Consider the following 16,489-nt stretch of genomic DNA (forward strand, 5'->3'; position numbering starts at 1 on the left):
CGTCTCTTCCAGGGCCGTGCGCACCGGCCGATGGTGGAGAGTTGATGCCGAGTTCGATCTCAGGGGATTCGCCCGCAGGTGGCGTCGCGTCGAGCGACAGTGAACCCGCGGTGCTGGTGTCCGACGTGCGCAAGTCGTTCGGCGATGTGCACGCTTTGCAGGGCATCAGTTTCCAGGCCGACAAGGCCAGTGTGCTGGGCATTCTCGGACCCAACGGCGCGGGCAAGACCACCATGGTCAAGGTCCTGTCGACCCTGCTCCGTCCCGACTCCGGCACCGCCGTCGTCGCGGGGCACGACGTGCTCACCGATGCCGCGGGCGTGCGCCGCTCGATCATGATGACCGGCCAGTACGCCGCGCTCGACGAGAACCTGACCGGCCGGGAGAACCTCGAGCTGTTCGGTCGCCTGATGGGCCTGACCAAGTCGGCCGCCCGCAAGCGCGCCGAAGTGCTGCTCGAGGAATTCGACTTGGTGAGCGCGGGCAAGCGGGCCGTGCGCAACTACTCCGGCGGCATGCGCCGTCGCGTCGACATCGCCTGCGGGCTGGTGGTGCGGCCCGAGGTGGTGTTCCTCGACGAGCCGACCACCGGCCTCGACCCGCGCAGCCGCCAGGGCGTGTGGGATCTGGTGACCGCGCTCAAGAACCAGGGCATCACGGTGCTGCTGACCACGCAGTACCTCGAAGAGGCCGACGTGCTCAGCGACAACATCATCGTCATCGACAAGGGCACCGTCATCGCCGAGGGCACCGCCGACGAACTCAAAGCCAAGACCGGCGGCAGCTTCTGCGAGATCGTGCCGCTCGACCCGAGCCGCGTCCCGCAGACCGTCAAGGCCCTCGGTGACCTGGTACCGGCCGCTGTCGCCGCCGAGACCGACGGTGCCGACAAGGTGTCCATCCCGGCCCCGGACGGCGCCGCCACCCTGGCCGAGGCACTACGCAGGCTCGACGCCGCGGGCATCGACCTGGCCGACATCGCGCTGCGCAGGCCCTCGCTCGACGACGTGTTCCTGTCGATCACCGGCCACTCGGGCGGCCACTAGTGAGCGTGTCCACCCCCGCGGCGAGCAGCCTGTTCGCCGAGCTTCCCGCTGTGCGCCCGAGCAGTTTCGCGCAGTGGCGCGCGCTGACCGGGCGCATCGTGCACACCATGGCCACCAAGGGCGAGCTGATCGTCGCGGTGCTCACCCCGCTGGTGGTGACCGTGGCCTTCTACCTGCCGTTGCGGTACGTGATGAAGGTCCAGGGCATCGATTACGCCCAGTACGTGATGCCGATCGTCGTGCTGCAGACGATGGCCATGACGATGATGTCGAACGCCCAGCTCGCGGCGTTCGAAGCACTCACCGGATTGAGTACCCGTCTGCAAACCATGCCGATCGGTTCGCTGGTTCCGCTGATGTCGCGTATCTGCGCGGGTCTGGTGCGATCGGTCGTCTCTCTGATCGCGACCGTCGGGTACGGCTATGTGATCGGGTTCCGGTTCACCGGCGGCTGGTTGCAGGCGCTCGCGTTCTGCGGATTCGCGCTGACCGTCGGCGTGGTACTCACGCTCGGCGCCGACGCGCTCGGCAGCCTCACCAAGAACCCGGAGGCGCTCAGCCAGGCCCTCACGCTGCCGATTCTGATCTTCGGCATGATGTCGACCGGTTTCGTGCCCGAGGCCAGCTTCCCGTCGTGGGTGCGGCCGTTCGCGCGCAACCAGCCGATCTCCCAGTTCGCCCAGACGCTCAGCGATATGGCCGCGGGTCATCTGAGCTGGGCAGGCACATGGGTCTCGCTGGCGTGGCTCGGCGGACTGGCTGTTTTCTTCCTCCCACTGGCTGTGTGGGCGAGTGTGAGGCGATCATGACGACAATCGAGAAAGCCTCTGTCGAGGAGGCCGCGGCCGACCTCCCGGTGGTGCACACCAAGCCGGAGGGTTCGGTGTCGGTGTGGTTCACCCACAGCCTGATCCAGACCAAGCGTCTGCTGATGGTGTGGTTGCGCGACCCGTCGACGACCATCCAGACCATCGCCTACCCGGCGGTGACCCTGCTGATGTTCCGGATCGTGCTCGGTGACTCGATCACCGCGGCCACCGGCGCCCCCAGCATCTACGGCCAAGCCGCGCTGCTCACCCTGGTCGCGGCCATGACCGGCGCGGTGGTGAGTGCCCTCGGGTTCAAGCGCGAGAAGGCTTCGGGGCTGCTCAGCCGGTTCTACACGATGCCGCTCAACAAGGCCTCGCTGCTGACCGGCCGGCTGCTGGCCGAGATGCTGCGCATCCTGCTCACCACGCTGATCGTACTGCTCGTCGCGGTGCCGCTCGGGTTCCTGTTCATGGAGGACCCGTTCGCCAATATCGCGCTGGTCCTGGTTCCGGTGCTCTTCGGCATCGGGTTCGCGGTGATGGTGACCGCACTGGCCACGATCACCGAGGGCGTGATGCTGATCAGCCTCATCGGCATCCTCAACACGCTGCTGATGTTCTTCAACACCGGCTTCGTCCCGGTCTTCGCCTACCCGACCTGGTTGCAGGACGTGGTCGCCAATCAGCCGATGAGCTGCGCCATCGATGCGATGAAGGGCCTGTCCTACGGTGGGCCGGTCGCTGAACCGCTGCTGAAGACCGTCGCCTGGACGGTCGGCATGGTCGCGGTCTTCGCCTACCCGGCGATCGTCGGCTACAAGAAGGCCGCCGAGTCGTCCTGAGACCCGGACCACCTCGCTTCTGATCGCCGCCACGAACGTCGTGGCGGCGATCAGTGCGTTACCGGCTGGGGGAGTCGGCGTCGGCGGGAGTGAAAGGGTAGTCGAGCCAGCGGTCGCGGTTGGTCCAGCCGACGAGGTCGTAGCGCCAGCGGAACGGCCAGGTGTGGGCCACGGTGTTGAACAGCACGGCGCCGAGGGCGGTGTAGTCGTCGTGGGCCGAGAGCAGGGCCCGCTGACCGCGTTCGGATTCGGTGAAGAAGGCGTCGAACATGGCGATCGACTGATCGGTGGTGAGCCGGCCCAGACCCCACAGACCGCGCATGCGCATCCAGTAGACGGCCCTGGCCTGCCACGGCCAGAGGGCTCCGATCGGGTCCTCACCTCGCTGCACCGCGGCGACGGCGGTGTCGGCCAGCGCGAGAGAGTCGGCCACGCTGTAGCCGGTGCACGGGTGCATCATCCCGCCGCGCGAGCCGAACGGCACCGCGATCGCCGTGCCCTTCTTCGGGGGCCGCTGATCCAGGGGATAGTGGGCAGCTTCGTGCGGTTCGTCGCCGGTGAGCTGGATACCGTGTGCCGCGAGTCTGTTCAGCGTGCGCTTGCGTAACTCGTGCTGCGGCATCCCGCCACGTAACCCGAGGCTCGTCTCCTCGAAGATCACCGTCCCGTCCCCGAGCGGTACCGCGTAGAGGAACGACGGCGGCTCGTCCGGGCCCGCCCCGTTCTCCGGCCGCCAATCCAGCAGCAGCCCCTCACCTTCGGCGACCATCGGTGCCGCGGTCTCCGCGTCCACGAAGATCCCGTGCGCCGAGGCGGCCCTGCGCTTGCCCAACGTCGGCAGTCCCCGGGTATCGAACACCGCCCCCGCCGAGATCACCGTCCCGTCCGCGAGTTCCACCTCGTGCGCGTCCACCCGGCGCGCCCGATCCGCGAAGACGGTCGCGTCGTCCAAGGCCAACGCGGCGTGCAGCCCAGCCTTGGAGAGCACGCAATACGGCCGCTCGATCCGATGCTTGCCCTTGGTCCACACTGTCGGCGCCGCGATGCGCTGCGCGATCGCACTCGCGGGCAGCCACTGCGGCAGCTCGTCGATCCAGCAGGAGAAGGTCGGCGGGAACAGCCGCTCCGGCCGCGGATCCACCGCGGCCACCCGCAACCCGGCCACCGCGGCCCGATGCGCCAGCCCCCGCCCGGCCGGCCCCAGCCCGACCACACAGATATCGAATTCCCGCACAACACTCACGTCCGCATTCAATCGGCCCCACCCATCGCCACGCAAGCATCAGTGACCCGGTCGTCACACCGCCTCGACGCCGCGATTCCTAGTCCTCCAAGGCCAGGGCCTGGCGCATGGTCAGGCGAGCTTGGGTCTGCATCAGCGAGCGGCGGTAGATCTTCTCGGCGACGACGACGATCCCATAGGTGGCGATCTCCATCAGGGCGAGGGCGATGAAGGGTTCCCACCAGGCGGCGGTGCCGTCGGCCAGGCGGGCGGGCATGGCGACGATGGACATGATCGGGATATAGGAGCCGATGACACGGGCGGTGCCGGTGAGGAAGATGCCCGCGAACAGCACGATCATGATGAGCAACCCGAGCGGAGTCGAGGTGGACTGGAGGTCTTCGCTGCGAGTGGCGAGCGCGCCCGCGACGGCCCACAGGCTCGCCAAGGCGAGGAAGCCGACGAGGAAGAAGACGATGAACCAGCCCGCGGCCCCGGCGATCTGGCCCAGCTGAGCACCCTTGCCGGTCGCCGCCAACCCGACCAACCCCGCCCCGACGAACAGAGCCAACTGCGCGAACGCCAGTGCCGCGTTGCCCACGACCTTGCCGATCAGCAACTGCCGCAACGGCATCGCACTGGCCAGGATCTCCACGATGCGGTTCTGCTTCTCCTCGACCACACTCTGCGCGATGGACATGCCGAACAGCACCGACGCCAGATAGAAGAGGAACGCGAAGACGAACGAGACGATCTTGGCCAGGCCCGGGTCGATCGAGCCCTTCTCGAGCAGGTCGTAGCTCACGGTCGCACCGCGGGCCAGCTCGTCGAGCGAGACGCCGGCGGCGGCGGCATTGCGCTGCAACGCGATCTGCTGTGCGGCGGCGGTGATGTAGGTGGTGGCGTTGTCGTCCTCGGCGGTCTTGCCGATCAGCTGCCATCCGCTGGGTTCGGCGGGGACCAGGCCCACGTCGACCTCGTCCTCGCGGACCAACTGCTCGACCGCGGCCCGGTCGGCGACGGGTCGCGCGATGAAGCTGGTGTCGGTTCCCGCGTTCGAGGCCAGGGTGTTCGCCGTGTCGAGCACGACCGAGGTGTCCGAACCGGCGATCGCCACGTCGATCTTGTCGGGCCTGCTGCTGAGGAACCCGGTGAGAACCAGCGACGCGACGATCACCACGAGCGTCACCACCGTCGAGATGACGAAGTTGCGGTCACGCAGCTTCACCGCGATCTCCCTCGCGGCAACGATCCGCCACACGCCGCTCATGCTGCATCTTCTCGGCATGAGCGGGCGCCTTCCGTGGCCACGCGAGCTACCGCCTCCAGGCGCTGACCTCTCATGCCGTCACCTCCCGGTAGATTTCGGCGACCGTCGGCCGGACCGCGGTGAACTCCCGCACCGACCCTCGCGACAACGCCTCCTTCAGCACCCCATCGGTGCCGCCGTCGGCGACCTCGAACAACACGCCCGGCCCGGCACTCTCGACCACGCGAACCCCTGGATACTCCCGCAGCCATCCCGCGTCACCGTCGACCACCAGCCGATACCGCGAGCCGTTGCCGCTGGACCGCAACTCGTCGACCGAGCCCTGCCCGACCACCCGGCCCGATGCGAGCACGACCAGCTGATCGCACAGCCGCTCCACCAGATCCAGCTGATGCGAGGAGAACAGCACCGGCACGCCCTGATCGGCGTACTCGCGCAGCAACTCCACCATCGAATCCACGGCGAGGGGGTCGAGGCCGGAGAACGGTTCGTCCAGGATCAGCGCCGTCGGCTGCGCGATCACCGCCGCCGCGATCTGGACGCGTTGCTGATTGCCCAGCGACAACGATTCGAGCTTGTCCTTGCCGCGCGCGCCCAGATCGAACCGCTCCAGCAGGCTTTCGGTACGCGCCTTGGCCTTGTCGGCGGGCAGTCCACGCAAGCGCGCCAGGTACACGAGCTGGTCGAGCACCGGCTGCTTGGGATAGAGCCCCCGCTCCTCGGGCATATAGCCGAACGAACGCCGGTCCAGCTCGGTCACCGGCCGTCCGTCCCACCGGATCTCGCCGGACTGAACGGCCAAGACGCCCATGATCATTCGCATCGTGGTGGTCTTGCCCGCCCCGTTACCCCCGACGAACCCGGTCAGCGCACCGGGCAGGACGGCGAACGACACGTCGTCGACCGCCACGTTCTCCCCGAACCGCCGCGTCACATGGGCGACTTCCAACATCGAACTCCCCGTCCTTTGTTGCCTGGCCCACAACCGTACCGGCGCCGCGGTTCACGTGGCCGCGATCAGAGTGGCGACACCCAGGTGGTGATGTCGGCGTGCACGACCTCGATGCCGTCCTTGTCGTAGATCGAGACGGGGACCGTCAGTTCCTGGCCCTTGGTGATCGCGGTGAAGTCGGGGATCTCGTCGAGCTTCGCCACCGCGCGCAGGCCGGATTCCGCCTTGGCCAGGTACTGGACGTTCATCGACTTGGGGATCCAGCGGTGGGTGGTGGGCACGGTGGCCTCGCTCAGCATGCCCATCGCCACTTCGGCCAGATTGCAGGCCGCGATCGCGTGGAAGGTGCCGAGGTGGTTGTGGATGCCGAACCACTTCGGGGAGGTCACCTCGCAGACACCGGGCTCGAGACGGACCACCTGGGGGAGCACGGTGCCGAAGTAGGGGACCCGGGCGACCATGCCGAGTGAGAACAGCGCGTGCCCGATGCGATTGTCGGGCAGCTTCTTCCAGCCGCGGTAGGTCGCGGTTTCCTGTGTCATGGGCACTATCTTACTCAAAAGTAAGTTATGTCGTAACCCTCCGGTGGCCGGGCGGGGCGACGAGCCAGCTACCATTCATCGGTACAGCCCAGCCGGCGGTGCGGTCGAGGTGGAAGCCCCTGTGGGGGCGTGATCGATACCTCATGACCCCCGATTTGAAGGACGTCGTCGGCATGGTGCATACTGTTCGGGTTGCCTTGCGCAGGATTGTTCGACTCTCCGGAGCGGATACCTGAACAAGGGGAGCAGTAGTTTGTATCTCGCCGGTTCGCCGGTGTGGATACGTTCGGAACCACGCACTTCCGGCCCATGGTGAGCAATCGACCGGGGTCGGAGATTAAGAGTTAGGGCGACACGCCCGACCGCGTGGACCGGAGAACCATGACAGATGAACAGCGGCGAGGACTAGGTAGTGCCTTTGTGGCGCCCTGGTTGCGGGTCTTTCAGTGGGAAACCACGCTGAGGCGTCTTCTTTGTGGTTCGGGCTGTGCAAATTGAGGGTGGTGCGGGAGCTAGCTCCTGTGACCACGAAGGAAAGCGGAGAAAAGGACACTTAGCGTGGCGGGACAAAAGATCCGCATCAGGCTCAAGGCCTATGACCACGAGGCGATCGACGCGTCAGCGCGCAAGATCGTGGAAACGGTGACCCGCACCGGCGCCCGTGTGGTCGGGCCTGTGCCGTTGCCGACCGAGAAGAACATCTACTGCGTCATCCGTTCGCCGCACAAGTACAAGGACTCGCGCGAACACTTCGAGATGCGCACGCACAAACGCCTCATCGACATCCTCGACCCGACGCCGAAGACGGTTGACGCGCTCATGCGCATCGACCTCCCGGCCAGCGTCGACGTCAACATTCAGTGACGGGGACTCGAGACATGACTGACAACAAGAACCGGCCCGCAGCCGGCATCCTGGGCACCAAGCTCGGCATGACCCAGGTCTTCGACGAGAAGAACCGCGTAGTCCCGGTCACCGTCATCAAGGCGGGCCCGAACGTGGTCACCCAGATTCGTACCGTGGAGCGCGACGGCTATTCGGCCGTGCAGATCGCTTTCGGCGCCATCGACCCGCGCAAGGTGAACAAGCCGACTTCCGGCCAGTTCGCCAAGGCCGGTGTCACCCCGCGCCGCCACGTCACCGAGATCCGCGTCGCGGATGCCTCCACCTTCGAGATCGGCCAGGAACTCTCGGCTGATGTCTTCGAAGAGGGCACCTACGTCGACGTGACCGGAATCAGCAAGGGCAAGGGCTTCGCCGGCACCATGAAGCGTCACGGCTTCAAGGGCCAGGGCGCCTCGCACGGTGCGCAGGCTGTGCACCGCCGCCCGGGTTCCATCGGTGGCTGTGCCACTCCCGGCCGCGTGTTCAAGGGCATGCGCATGTCGGGTCGTATGGGTAACGACCGCGTCACCACGCAGAACCTCTCGGTTCACAAGGTCGACGCCGAGAACGGCCTGCTCCTGGTCAAGGGTGCTATCCCTGGCCGCAAGGGCAACGTCGTGATCGTCAAGAGCGCCGTGAAGGGTGGTGCGCACGCATGACCAGCTCCCCTGTCAAGACTGACAAGAAGGCTGCAAACCTCACGCTGACCGTTAAGGCCGCAGGCGGCAAGACCGAAGGCACCGTCGAACTCCCCTCGGAGATCTTCGACGTGACCGCCAACGTCGCGCTGATGCACCAGGTCGTCATCGCTCAGCTGGCCGCCGCTCGCCAGGGCACCCACTCCACGAAGACTCGTGGCGAGGTCTCCGGTGGTGGCAAGAAGCCGTACCGCCAGAAGGGCACCGGCCGCGCCCGTCAGGGCTCGACCCGTGCGCCGCAGTTCGCCGGCGGTGGCACCGTCCACGGCCCGCAGCCGCGTGACTACAGCCAGCGGACCCCCAAGAAGATGAAGGCCGCCGCCCTGCGCGGTGCCCTCTCCGACCGGGCCCGCAACGAGCGCATCCACGTGATCACCGAACTGGTCTCGGGTCAGAACCCGTCGACCAAGATTGCCAAGGACTTCCTGGCCGAGCTCTCGGGCCGCAAGAAGTTCCTGGTCGTCGTCGGCCGCGAGGACGTCGCCGCGTGGAAGAGCGTGGCGAACCTGCAGAACGTGCTGCCGATCGCCCCGGATCAGCTCAACACCTACGACGTGCTCAACAGCGACGACGTGGTGTTCAGCGTCGAGGCCCTGAACGCATTCGTTCACGGTCCCGCCGAGGCGGCCCAGGAGGAGAGCAAGTGAGCACCATCGCCGACCCCCGCGACATCCTGCTCGCACCGGTCATCTCGGAGAAGTCCTACGGGCTGATCGAGGAAGGCACCTACACCTTCCTGGTGCACCCGGACTCGAACAAGACGCAGATCAAGATCGCCGTCGAGAAGGTTTTCGGCGTCACGGTCACCAGCGTCAATACCGCCAACCGTCAGGGCAAGCGCAAGCGGACCAAATTCGGTTACGGAAAGCGCAAGGACACCAAGCGCGCACTCGTGACCCTCTCGGCCGATAGCAAGCCCATCGAGATCTTCGGAGGACCGGTCGCGTAAGCGCCTGGGACTCCAGAAAGCGAGAAGAACTCATGGCAATCCGTAAATACAAGCCGACTACGCCGGGCCGTCGTGGCTCCAGCGTCTCGGACTTCGCCGAGATCACCCGGTCGACGCCGGAGAAGTCGCTGCTGCGCCCGCTCACCAAGTCCGGTGGTCGTAACGCGCACGGTCGCATCACCACTCGTCACCGCGGTGGCGGTCACAAGCGTGCCTACCGTCTGATCGACTTCCGTCGGCTGGACAAGGACGGCATCCCGGCCAAGGTCGCTCACATCGAGTACGACCCCAACCGCACCGCCAACATCGCACTGCTGCACTTTGCCGACGGCGAGAAGCGCTACATCATCGCGCCGAAGGGCATCAAGCAGGGCAGCCCGATCGAGTCCGGCCCTACGGCCGACATCAAGCCGGGTAACAACCTGCCGCTGCGCAACATCCCGACCGGTACCACGATTCACAACGTGGAGCTGCGTCCGGGCGGTGGCGCCAAGATGGCTCGTTCCGCTGGAATGAGCATTCAGCTGCTGGGCAAGGAAGGGCCGTACGCGACCCTTCGTATGCCTTCGGGTGAAATCCGCCGTGTCGACGTGCGCTGCCGCGCCACCGTCGGCGAGGTCGGCAACGCCGAGCAGTCGAACATCAACTGGGGCAAGGCCGGCCGTATGCGCTGGAAGGGCCGTCGCCCTACCGTCCGTGGTGTCGTCATGAACCCGGTCGACCACCCGCACGGTGGTGGTGAGGGTAAGACCTCCGGTGGTCGCCACCCGGTCTCCCCGTGGGGTCAGCCTGAGGGCCGCACCCGCAAGCCCAACCGCCCGAGTGACAAGCTCATCGTTCGCCGTCGTAAGACCGGCAAGAAGCGCTAAGGAGGAGGTAAGAAATGCCACGCAGCCTCAAGAAGGGCCCGTTCGTCGACGACCACCTCCTCGCGAAGGTGGACGTGCAGAACGAAAAGGGCACGAAGCAGGTCATCAAGACCTGGTCGCGTCGCTCGACCATCATCCCCGATTTCATCGGGCACACTTTCGCCGTCCACGACGGTCGCAAGCATGTCCCGGTGTTCATCTCGGACAACATGGTCGGCCACAAGCTCGGTGAGTTCGCGCCGACCAGGACGTTCAAGAGCCACGTCAAGGACGACCGGAAGAGCAAGCGGCGATGACTGAAACCATTCAGAACCCGACTGCACGCGCAACCGCCAAGCACGTTCGGGTCACCCCGATGAAGGCCCGTCGAGTCGTGGACCTGGTCCGCGGCAAGAGCGTCGAGGACGCGCTGGCGATCCTGCGGTTCGCACCGCAGGCTGCCAGCGAGCCCGTGGCCAAGGTCGTGGCTTCGGCCGCGGCGAACGCCGAGAACAACCTCGGCCTCAACCCGGCCACCCTGGTCATCTCGACTGCTTTTGTCGACGAGGGCGCCACCATGAAGCGTTTCCAGCCGCGGGCCCAGGGCCGTGCGTTCCGGATTCGTAAGCGCACCAGCCACATCACCATCGAGGTCGAGAGCGTGCCCACCACCGGCGCTGCCACTCGTAGCCGCCGGAAGGGAGGGGCAAAGTAAATGGGACAGAAAATTAACCCCCATGGCTTCCGCCTCGGTATCACCACCGACTGGAAGTCGCGTTGGTACGCGGACAAGCAGTACGCGGAATACGTGAAGGAAGACGTTCAGATCCGTAAGCTCCTCGCCACTGGCATGGAGCGGGCCGGCATCTCGAAGGTCGAGATCGAGCGCACCCGTGATCGCGTCCGTGTGGATATCCACACCGCGCGTCCCGGCATCGTGATCGGTCGCCGTGGCGCGGAAGCCGACCGCATCCGCGCCGAGCTGGAGAAGCTCACCAAGAAGCAGGTTCAGCTGAACATCCTCGAGGTCAAGAACCCCGAGTCGGATGCGCAGCTGGTTGCTCAGGGTGTTGCCGAGCAGCTGTCCAACCGTGTGGCGTTCCGTCGTGCGATGCGTAAGGCCATTCAGTCGGCCATGCGTTCGCCGAACGTCAAGGGCATCCGTGTGCAGTGCTCGGGCCGCCTCGGTGGCGCCGAAATGTCGCGCTCGGAGTTCTACCGTGAAGGTCGTGTTCCGCTGCACACGCTGCGTGCGGACATCGACTACGGCCTCTACGAGGCCAAGACCACTTTCGGTCGCATCGGTGTGAAGGTCTGGATCTACAAGGGTGACATCGTCGGTGGTCGTCGTGAACTGACCGCCGCCGCCACCGCTCCGGAACGCCCGCGTCGCGAGCGTCCGAGCCGCCCTCGTCGGTCCGGCGCCACTGGCACCACCGCGACCAGCACCGAGGTCGGTCGCGCCGCCACTGCAGTGGCGGAGGCTCCGGCAGAGAACAAGGAGGGCTGACGCATGCTGATGCCCCGTAGGGTCAAGCACCGCAAGCAGCACCACCCCGGTCGCTCCGGCATGGCCAAGGGCGGCACCGCGGTGGCCTTCGGTGAGTACGGCATCCAGGCTCTCGAGCCCGCCTACGTCACCAACCGTCAGATCGAGTCGGCGCGTATCGCAATGACCCGCCACATCAAGCGTGGCGGCAAGATCTGGATCAACATCTACCCCGACCGTCCGCTCACGAAGAAGCCGGCCGAAACCCGCATGGGTTCCGGTAAGGGTTCGCCGGAGTGGTGGGTCGCGAACGTGAAGCCCGGTCGGGTCATGTTCGAGATGTCTTACCCCAACGAGGAGACCGCTCGTGAGGCCCTGCGCCGCGCGATGCACAAGCTCCCGATGAAATGCAGGATCGTGACCAGGGAGGAGCAGTTCTGATGGCTACCGAAACACCGGCCGCAGAGCTCCGTGAGCTCAACGAAGAAGAGCTCGTGGCACGCCTGCGCGAGTCGAAGGAAGAGCTGTTCAACCTGCGCTTCCAGATGGCGACGGGTCAGCTCGACAACAACCGTCGACTGCGCGTCGTCCGCCACGAGATCGCGCGCATTTACACGGTCATGCGTGAGCGCGAGCTCGGCTTGGCCACGGCGCCCGCTGGCAAGGGAGATGCGGCATGAGCGAGAACACCGAAGAGCGCAACAGCCGCAAGGTTCGCAGCGGCTACGTTGTGTCCGACAAGATGAACAAGACGATCGTCGTCGAGCTGGAAGACCGTCACCGGCACAAGCTCTACGGCAAGATCATTCGCACCACCTCCAAGGTGAAGGCGCATGACGAGAACGAGATCGCCCACGTCGGCGACCACGTTCAGCTGATGGAGACCCGTCCGCTGTCGGCCACCAAGCGCTGGCGTCTGGTCGAGGTCCTGGAGAAGGCCAAGTAAGGTCCCTCCTCGATCCATCGAGATCGTTGTAGGACGAAGGCCCGCTTCTTTTGGAAGCGGGCCTTCGTTGTTTCATCGATTCTCCTGATGTGGTGTCATCCTTGATACCATTGGTTCCATGGCGTGGACTATGCGATTGACCGGTGAGGATGAGGCTGCGCTGGCGACACAGGCCAGCGACGAAGGTCGCTCGAAGAACGAGATCATGCGCGATGCGCTGCGCGCTTACCTGTTGCGGAATCGACGGTGGGACCAGCCGCTGATCAACGATGACGAGACGTTCGACCTAGGTGGCCCGATCGGTAAGGACGAGATTCGTGATGCGATGAATCGCACCGCATGATCGTCATCGCGGACACATCCGGTTTGCTCGCGATGTTCAACCGCTCTGATCCTGAGCACTTCGCGGTGCGCCGCGCCGCCGATTCCGCCAGCGCGGTGGTGGTCAGCCCGTTAGCGCTGACTGAAGTGCATCATGTCGCGAGCGTTCGTGGCGGACGCAAGATCGCTGACCGGATTCTCGGTTCACTCGCGGAACGCATCGCGCAGACCCGCATCGTCCTTGCCGAGGTCGCCGCCGAACAGTTGAACGCGGCGATCACAGTCCGTGCCACTTATGACAGCTTGGATCTTGATCTGGTCGATGCGGTGTGTGTCGTAGTGGCAGCTCAGTACGACACGGATGCGATCCTTACCCTCGACCGTCGAGATTTCCGAGTGCTACGCCCGCTCAACAACTACCCGGCATTCCGCTTGTTCCCCGACGATTTCGAATGAACCGATTCGCTCCGTACAGCTGGGCTGTCAGCCGGTGAAGGCGTAGGGCTGGCGGATCTTGTGGGCGAACTCGACGATGTTGGTGACCGTGCTGCTTGGAACGCCGACTTCGCTGCCGATGCTGCGGGCCGACCAGGACTGGTCGGTGAGCTCGAGGATCTCTTCGATCTGGCCGACGGTCAGGCGCAGGGGGCTGCGGTGGGCGACCTGGCGGGCCAAGGCGCGGACCTCGGTGTCTTCGTCGAAGTCGAGGTCTTCGAGAGCCGGGAGATCGCCGTCGTCTTCGTCGGGGAACCCCGGGTCGGCTATCGGTGCGGCTTCGTCTGAGGCGGCAGCGGGGACTGGGTCGAGGGTTGTCGTCGGATGCGCGGTAGCTGAGGTCGGCTCAGGCGCCGACGCTGCAACGGTGGAATCAATCCGCTCGGGGGCTGCGGCGTCGGCCTGCTCGGGGAACGAGGCGGTGGCGTCGACTCGCTCGGGGGTGGGTTCTGTGTGCTGTGCCGGTTCCGGTTGCAGGACCAGTTGCTCTGCGGGTTCGGCGGTGAGGGTCAGTTGTTCCGGTTCCGCGGCGGGAGGCTGTGGATCGTTGTGCACCGCTACCGGATCGGTGATCGGTGGAGTGTCGCCATCAGGGTCACGGGCGACGGTGCCGGCGTGCATCGTCGCCTCGGGAACCGGGTCGGTACCGGTTGCTTCGCCCGCAGGGGAGTGCGCGGCGGTGGTGACCGGTATTCGACGCAAGGTCGAGGCAGCGCCGTTGATCCGGGTGGCGTGCTCGGTGCTGTTGCGGCGATGATCGGCTGCCGCCTTGTGGATGAGTTCGAGAGTGCCGGGGGCGCTCGGCTTGTCGGTGGAGGGGCGGCGCAGGCCGTGCGGGTAGGTACGTTCGGCCGCGATGGTTGCGGCCTCGGCGACGGCAGGTTCAGCGCTCGGTACCGGGGTATCGCGGACCACCGGCTCCGGGACGGACGGCTGGGCGGGTGAATCGACAGCGTCGTCGCCGGAGACCGAATCCGCTGTCGTGGCGAGGCGTGCTGCCACGTCAGGGCCGTTGGTTCCGGCAGCCGCGACGGGCTCGGGCTTCGCGGAGGTCTGAGTGTCCTGCGCCTCGGCGGCATAGACAGCGGTCGAGCCGACTACAGCCAGATGGTTGAGCGGCGATCGGAGTTCGGGCGCAACGCCGTTCATCACTCTCTGGCCGAGGGCCTGCCTGTCGTCACCGAGCGAGTCGGCCTGCTTCAGTGGCAGTGCGGTGATCCGTTCGGCGGCGGAATAGGCGGTATCGCCGGGTAATTCGACGGAGGCGCTCTCGATCAACGTCGCGTACCGGGCCGAGACCCACGCGTGCAACCAGATCACTACACCCACCATCACCGGGGCGATGGCGAATTCGGCTGCGCGACCGAAGGATCCGGCGGCCACGTGGGGGCCCGCGTTCAAGGCGATGGTGGTGCCGAGCAGGGCGAGTTCGAACACGATCACCTTGCCGCGCTCCAGCTCACGTCCCCAGCGGGCCGCGGTAGTCGCGGTGACCATGATGACGATGATCGGGATCGAGATCATCGCCTCGATGCCGTAGCTGAGCCAGTACAGCGGGTCGCTCATGTCGCCGCTGGGCACGAGATTGCGTTGCACGTTGACCCCGGCCCACACCATGCCGAGAACGACGACCCCGATCAACGCGCGCGATGACCATTCCGACCGCCGGTACAACTGGGCCAGGCGCGCGTCGGCGCTCGACACCCGTCGTCGTGCGGCCAGCGCCTTGCGATGCCAGCGCGCGTCGGCTTCGTCGGTGCGGCGGATGAGGGCGCTGGTGCGGCGGTCGCGTTGTTCGGCGGCGAGCTCGTCGCCCACGGCGCGCCGCCGCTGTTTGCGCCGCTGCGTGCGAATCCATTCGGCCAGTTCCCGTTCGGCGCGGATCTCGTCGTCGGAGAGCGCGTCGTAGAGGGCCGTGTCGTGTTGGAGGGGGAGCTTGTCGCGGGCCGTGGCGACCTGCTGGGCGAGCGCCGTGATCTCGGTGTTCGGCGCGATCGCGGCATTCTCGCTCAACCGATCGTCGGACATGTCGCGCCTTCCGCCACTCGAACATATGGACTATCGAACATATGTGTGATTGCCAGAGAGCGTAAACGCCGACCGTGCCCCGGTCAACGACAACGAGTCGATTCCGCCGAATCCCCGGCGGCGACACGCCGCATTTCAGGAATCGGATTTGCCGTGGAGCAGCCGTTTCTCATACGACGCGCGGCGCGACGATCCGGCCACCGCCGCAACCTGATTCGGTACCGTTCGCCGCAAGACGAAGTCGCGCAACCACTGTGGCAGCGCACCGGACAGACCGAGTAGCGGCCCGAGATGCGCGGGCAATGTCACCTCGAATCGCGGCCGTGCGACAACGTCGAGCACTGCCGTGGCGACATCGCTGGGCTGGAGCAATTGTGCCGCGCCCGTATCGGTTCCGGCCGCCAATTCCGTATCGACCACCCCGGGCATGACCGCGGTCAACCGCACGCCGGTCCCGCGCAATTCCTCCCGAACCGCGCTGAGATAGCCGAGCACTCCGTGTTTGGTCGCGGCATATGTCGCTTCACCGGCGGGGGAGACCTTGGACGCGATCGACGCGATGGTGACGATATGCCCGCGCCCGCGTGTCCGCATCGCCGGCGCCGCCAGCCGCACCCCACGGATCACTCCGTGCAGATTCACCGCGAGCATGCGCGCGGTCGCGCTGTCGGGCTCGGCGTCGAACGACCCGACCCACATCACCCCGGCATTGTTGACGAGCACGTCGACCGGGCCGAGGATCGCCTCGGTGACGGCGAGGAAGTCATGAAACGACCGCTCATCGGTCACATCGAGTTCGCACCCGTGCACGGTTCCCGGTAGCCCGGCCGCGGCTTCGCGCGCCGCGCTGCCCGACAGATCACCGAGACACACCCGAGCCCCCGCGACCGCGAACTGCCGCGCGATCTCCAGCCCGATCCCAGCGGCACCGCCGGTCACCGCGACGACCCTGCCGGTGTGCGTACGTTTCATGGCGGACATGCCCTCTCGGTGGATACCGCTACATCTGGCATGTCCTCATGCCAGAAATTGTCGCCAGTATTCCACGCCATCACAACGCGGCGATAGCCTCGGCGGCGACTTCTGGACACTCGATCATCAGGCGCCGGCGGCGTTCGACTTGTGCACAACCCCCGGAGTTCGACCG

Annotated in this window: 22 protein-coding genes; 16 read left to right on the forward strand and 6 right to left on the reverse strand. The window is 66.1% G+C overall.

The genetic code is table 11. The annotated features are described in order from the left end of the window. Window positions 1-44 precede the first annotated feature (44 nt). From ACFTS5_RS18040 to ACFTS5_RS18050, 3 genes are read left to right on the forward strand one after another with little or no spacing between them, the layout of a single operon-like run. Window positions 45-1,046 (forward strand): ATP-binding cassette domain-containing protein, encoded by a 1,002-nt coding sequence (locus ACFTS5_RS18040; RefSeq protein ID WP_378632144.1) that lies wholly within the window; start codon window positions 45-47, stop codon window positions 1,044-1,046. Continuing rightward, a complete protein-coding gene (locus tag ACFTS5_RS18045) occupies window positions 1,046-1,855 on the forward strand; it encodes an ABC transporter permease (RefSeq protein WP_378632147.1) in 810 nt (269 codons plus the stop codon). The genes ACFTS5_RS18040 and ACFTS5_RS18045 overlap by 1 nt, the downstream gene beginning before the upstream one ends. Then, complete coding sequence (locus ACFTS5_RS18050; protein WP_378632149.1) at window positions 1,852-2,697, forward strand: ABC transporter permease; 846 nt, start codon at window positions 1,852-1,854, stop codon at window positions 2,695-2,697. The genes ACFTS5_RS18045 and ACFTS5_RS18050 overlap by 4 nt, the downstream gene beginning before the upstream one ends. A gap of 58 nt (window positions 2,698-2,755) precedes the next feature. On the opposite strand, the gene ACFTS5_RS18055 is transcribed toward ACFTS5_RS18050, so the two are convergent. The 4 genes from ACFTS5_RS18055 to ACFTS5_RS18070 form a co-directional block, all read right to left on the reverse strand. Beyond that, window positions 2,756-3,940: a lycopene cyclase family protein gene (locus tag ACFTS5_RS18055; protein WP_378632151.1), complete on the reverse strand. Its 1,185-nt coding sequence runs from the start codon at window positions 3,938-3,940 to the stop codon at window positions 2,756-2,758. Between the two features lie 79 nt (window positions 3,941-4,019). Next, window positions 4,020-5,189 carry an ABC transporter permease gene (locus ACFTS5_RS18060; protein WP_378632153.1) on the reverse strand — a complete coding sequence of 390 codons (1,170 nt, stop codon included), beginning with the start codon at window positions 5,187-5,189 and terminating at the stop codon, window positions 4,020-4,022. 70 nt (window positions 5,190-5,259) lie between these two features. After that, on the reverse strand, window positions 5,260-6,141 hold the full coding sequence (locus ACFTS5_RS18065) for an ABC transporter ATP-binding protein (protein ID WP_378632155.1): 882 nt from the start codon (window positions 6,139-6,141) through the stop codon (window positions 5,260-5,262). A gap of 65 nt (window positions 6,142-6,206) precedes the next feature. Beyond that, window positions 6,207-6,683, reverse strand: a complete 477-nt coding sequence (locus ACFTS5_RS18070) for a hotdog fold domain-containing protein (protein ID WP_378632157.1) — start codon at window positions 6,681-6,683, stop codon at window positions 6,207-6,209. Between the two features lie 558 nt (window positions 6,684-7,241). On the opposite strand from ACFTS5_RS18070, the gene rpsJ reads away from it, so the two are divergent. The 13 genes from rpsJ (at window position 7,242) to ACFTS5_RS18135 (ending at window position 13,275) form a co-directional block, all read left to right on the forward strand. Beyond that, the gene (rpsJ, locus tag ACFTS5_RS18075) at window positions 7,242-7,547 is read left to right on the forward strand and encodes a 30S ribosomal protein S10 (protein WP_040804197.1); all 306 of its coding nucleotides are present in this window, start codon (window positions 7,242-7,244) and stop codon (window positions 7,545-7,547) included. A 14-nt stretch (window positions 7,548-7,561) separates the two neighbouring features. Next, window positions 7,562-8,227 carry a 50S ribosomal protein L3 gene (gene rplC / locus ACFTS5_RS18080; RefSeq protein WP_071926407.1) on the forward strand — a complete coding sequence of 222 codons (666 nt, stop codon included), beginning with the start codon at window positions 7,562-7,564 and terminating at the stop codon, window positions 8,225-8,227. Next, on the forward strand, window positions 8,224-8,913 hold the full coding sequence (gene rplD / locus ACFTS5_RS18085; RefSeq protein ID WP_378632159.1) for a 50S ribosomal protein L4: 690 nt from the start codon (window positions 8,224-8,226) through the stop codon (window positions 8,911-8,913). Before rplC ends, rplD begins: the two co-directional genes overlap by 4 nt. Further along, window positions 8,910-9,215: a 50S ribosomal protein L23 gene (rplW, locus tag ACFTS5_RS18090; RefSeq protein ID WP_056818486.1), complete on the forward strand. Its 306-nt coding sequence runs from the start codon at window positions 8,910-8,912 to the stop codon at window positions 9,213-9,215. The genes rplD and rplW overlap by 4 nt, the downstream gene beginning before the upstream one ends. A gap of 32 nt (window positions 9,216-9,247) precedes the next feature. Next, window positions 9,248-10,084 carry a 50S ribosomal protein L2 gene (gene rplB / locus ACFTS5_RS18095; protein WP_056818484.1) on the forward strand — a complete coding sequence of 279 codons (837 nt, stop codon included), beginning with the start codon at window positions 9,248-9,250 and terminating at the stop codon, window positions 10,082-10,084. Window positions 10,085-10,098: 14 nt separating this feature from the next. Further along, window positions 10,099-10,380 carry a 30S ribosomal protein S19 gene (gene rpsS, locus ACFTS5_RS18100; protein ID WP_056818481.1) on the forward strand — a complete coding sequence of 94 codons (282 nt, stop codon included), beginning with the start codon at window positions 10,099-10,101 and terminating at the stop codon, window positions 10,378-10,380. Continuing rightward, window positions 10,377-10,778, forward strand: coding sequence for a 50S ribosomal protein L22 (rplV, locus tag ACFTS5_RS18105; RefSeq protein WP_067448312.1), 402 nt, complete (start codon window positions 10,377-10,379; stop codon window positions 10,776-10,778). The genes rpsS and rplV overlap by 4 nt, the downstream gene beginning before the upstream one ends. Beyond that, window positions 10,779-11,573 (forward strand): 30S ribosomal protein S3, encoded by a 795-nt coding sequence (gene rpsC, locus ACFTS5_RS18110; protein WP_378632162.1) that lies wholly within the window; start codon window positions 10,779-10,781, stop codon window positions 11,571-11,573. Between the two features lie 3 nt (window positions 11,574-11,576). After that, on the forward strand, window positions 11,577-11,993 hold the full coding sequence (gene rplP, locus ACFTS5_RS18115; RefSeq protein ID WP_056818475.1) for a 50S ribosomal protein L16: 417 nt from the start codon (window positions 11,577-11,579) through the stop codon (window positions 11,991-11,993). Next, the gene (gene rpmC, locus ACFTS5_RS18120) at window positions 11,993-12,232 is read left to right on the forward strand and encodes a 50S ribosomal protein L29 (RefSeq protein ID WP_056818473.1); all 240 of its coding nucleotides are present in this window, start codon (window positions 11,993-11,995) and stop codon (window positions 12,230-12,232) included. Before rplP ends, rpmC begins: the two co-directional genes overlap by 1 nt. Then, window positions 12,229-12,498, forward strand: coding sequence for a 30S ribosomal protein S17 (gene rpsQ / locus ACFTS5_RS18125; RefSeq protein ID WP_056818470.1), 270 nt, complete (start codon window positions 12,229-12,231; stop codon window positions 12,496-12,498). Before rpmC ends, rpsQ begins: the two co-directional genes overlap by 4 nt. A gap of 130 nt (window positions 12,499-12,628) precedes the next feature. After that, window positions 12,629-12,841 carry a ribbon-helix-helix protein, CopG family gene (locus tag ACFTS5_RS18130; RefSeq protein WP_378632166.1) on the forward strand — a complete coding sequence of 71 codons (213 nt, stop codon included), beginning with the start codon at window positions 12,629-12,631 and terminating at the stop codon, window positions 12,839-12,841. Continuing rightward, the gene (locus ACFTS5_RS18135; protein WP_378632168.1) at window positions 12,838-13,275 is read left to right on the forward strand and encodes a PIN domain-containing protein; all 438 of its coding nucleotides are present in this window, start codon (window positions 12,838-12,840) and stop codon (window positions 13,273-13,275) included. Before ACFTS5_RS18130 ends, ACFTS5_RS18135 begins: the two co-directional genes overlap by 4 nt. Window positions 13,276-13,302: 27 nt before the next feature. On the opposite strand, the gene ACFTS5_RS18140 is transcribed toward ACFTS5_RS18135, so the two are convergent. Beyond that, complete coding sequence (locus ACFTS5_RS18140; protein ID WP_378632170.1) at window positions 13,303-15,342, reverse strand: hypothetical protein; 2,040 nt, start codon at window positions 15,340-15,342, stop codon at window positions 13,303-13,305. Window positions 15,343-15,477: 135 nt separating this feature from the next. Then, a complete protein-coding gene (locus ACFTS5_RS18145; protein ID WP_378632172.1) occupies window positions 15,478-16,314 on the reverse strand; it encodes an SDR family oxidoreductase in 837 nt (278 codons plus the stop codon). Window positions 16,315-16,489: the final 175 nt, after the last annotated feature.

It is taken from the genome of Nocardia sp. NPDC056952, from assembly GCF_042674185.1.
Taxonomy (GTDB): Bacteria; Actinomycetota; Actinomycetes; order Mycobacteriales; family Mycobacteriaceae; genus Nocardia.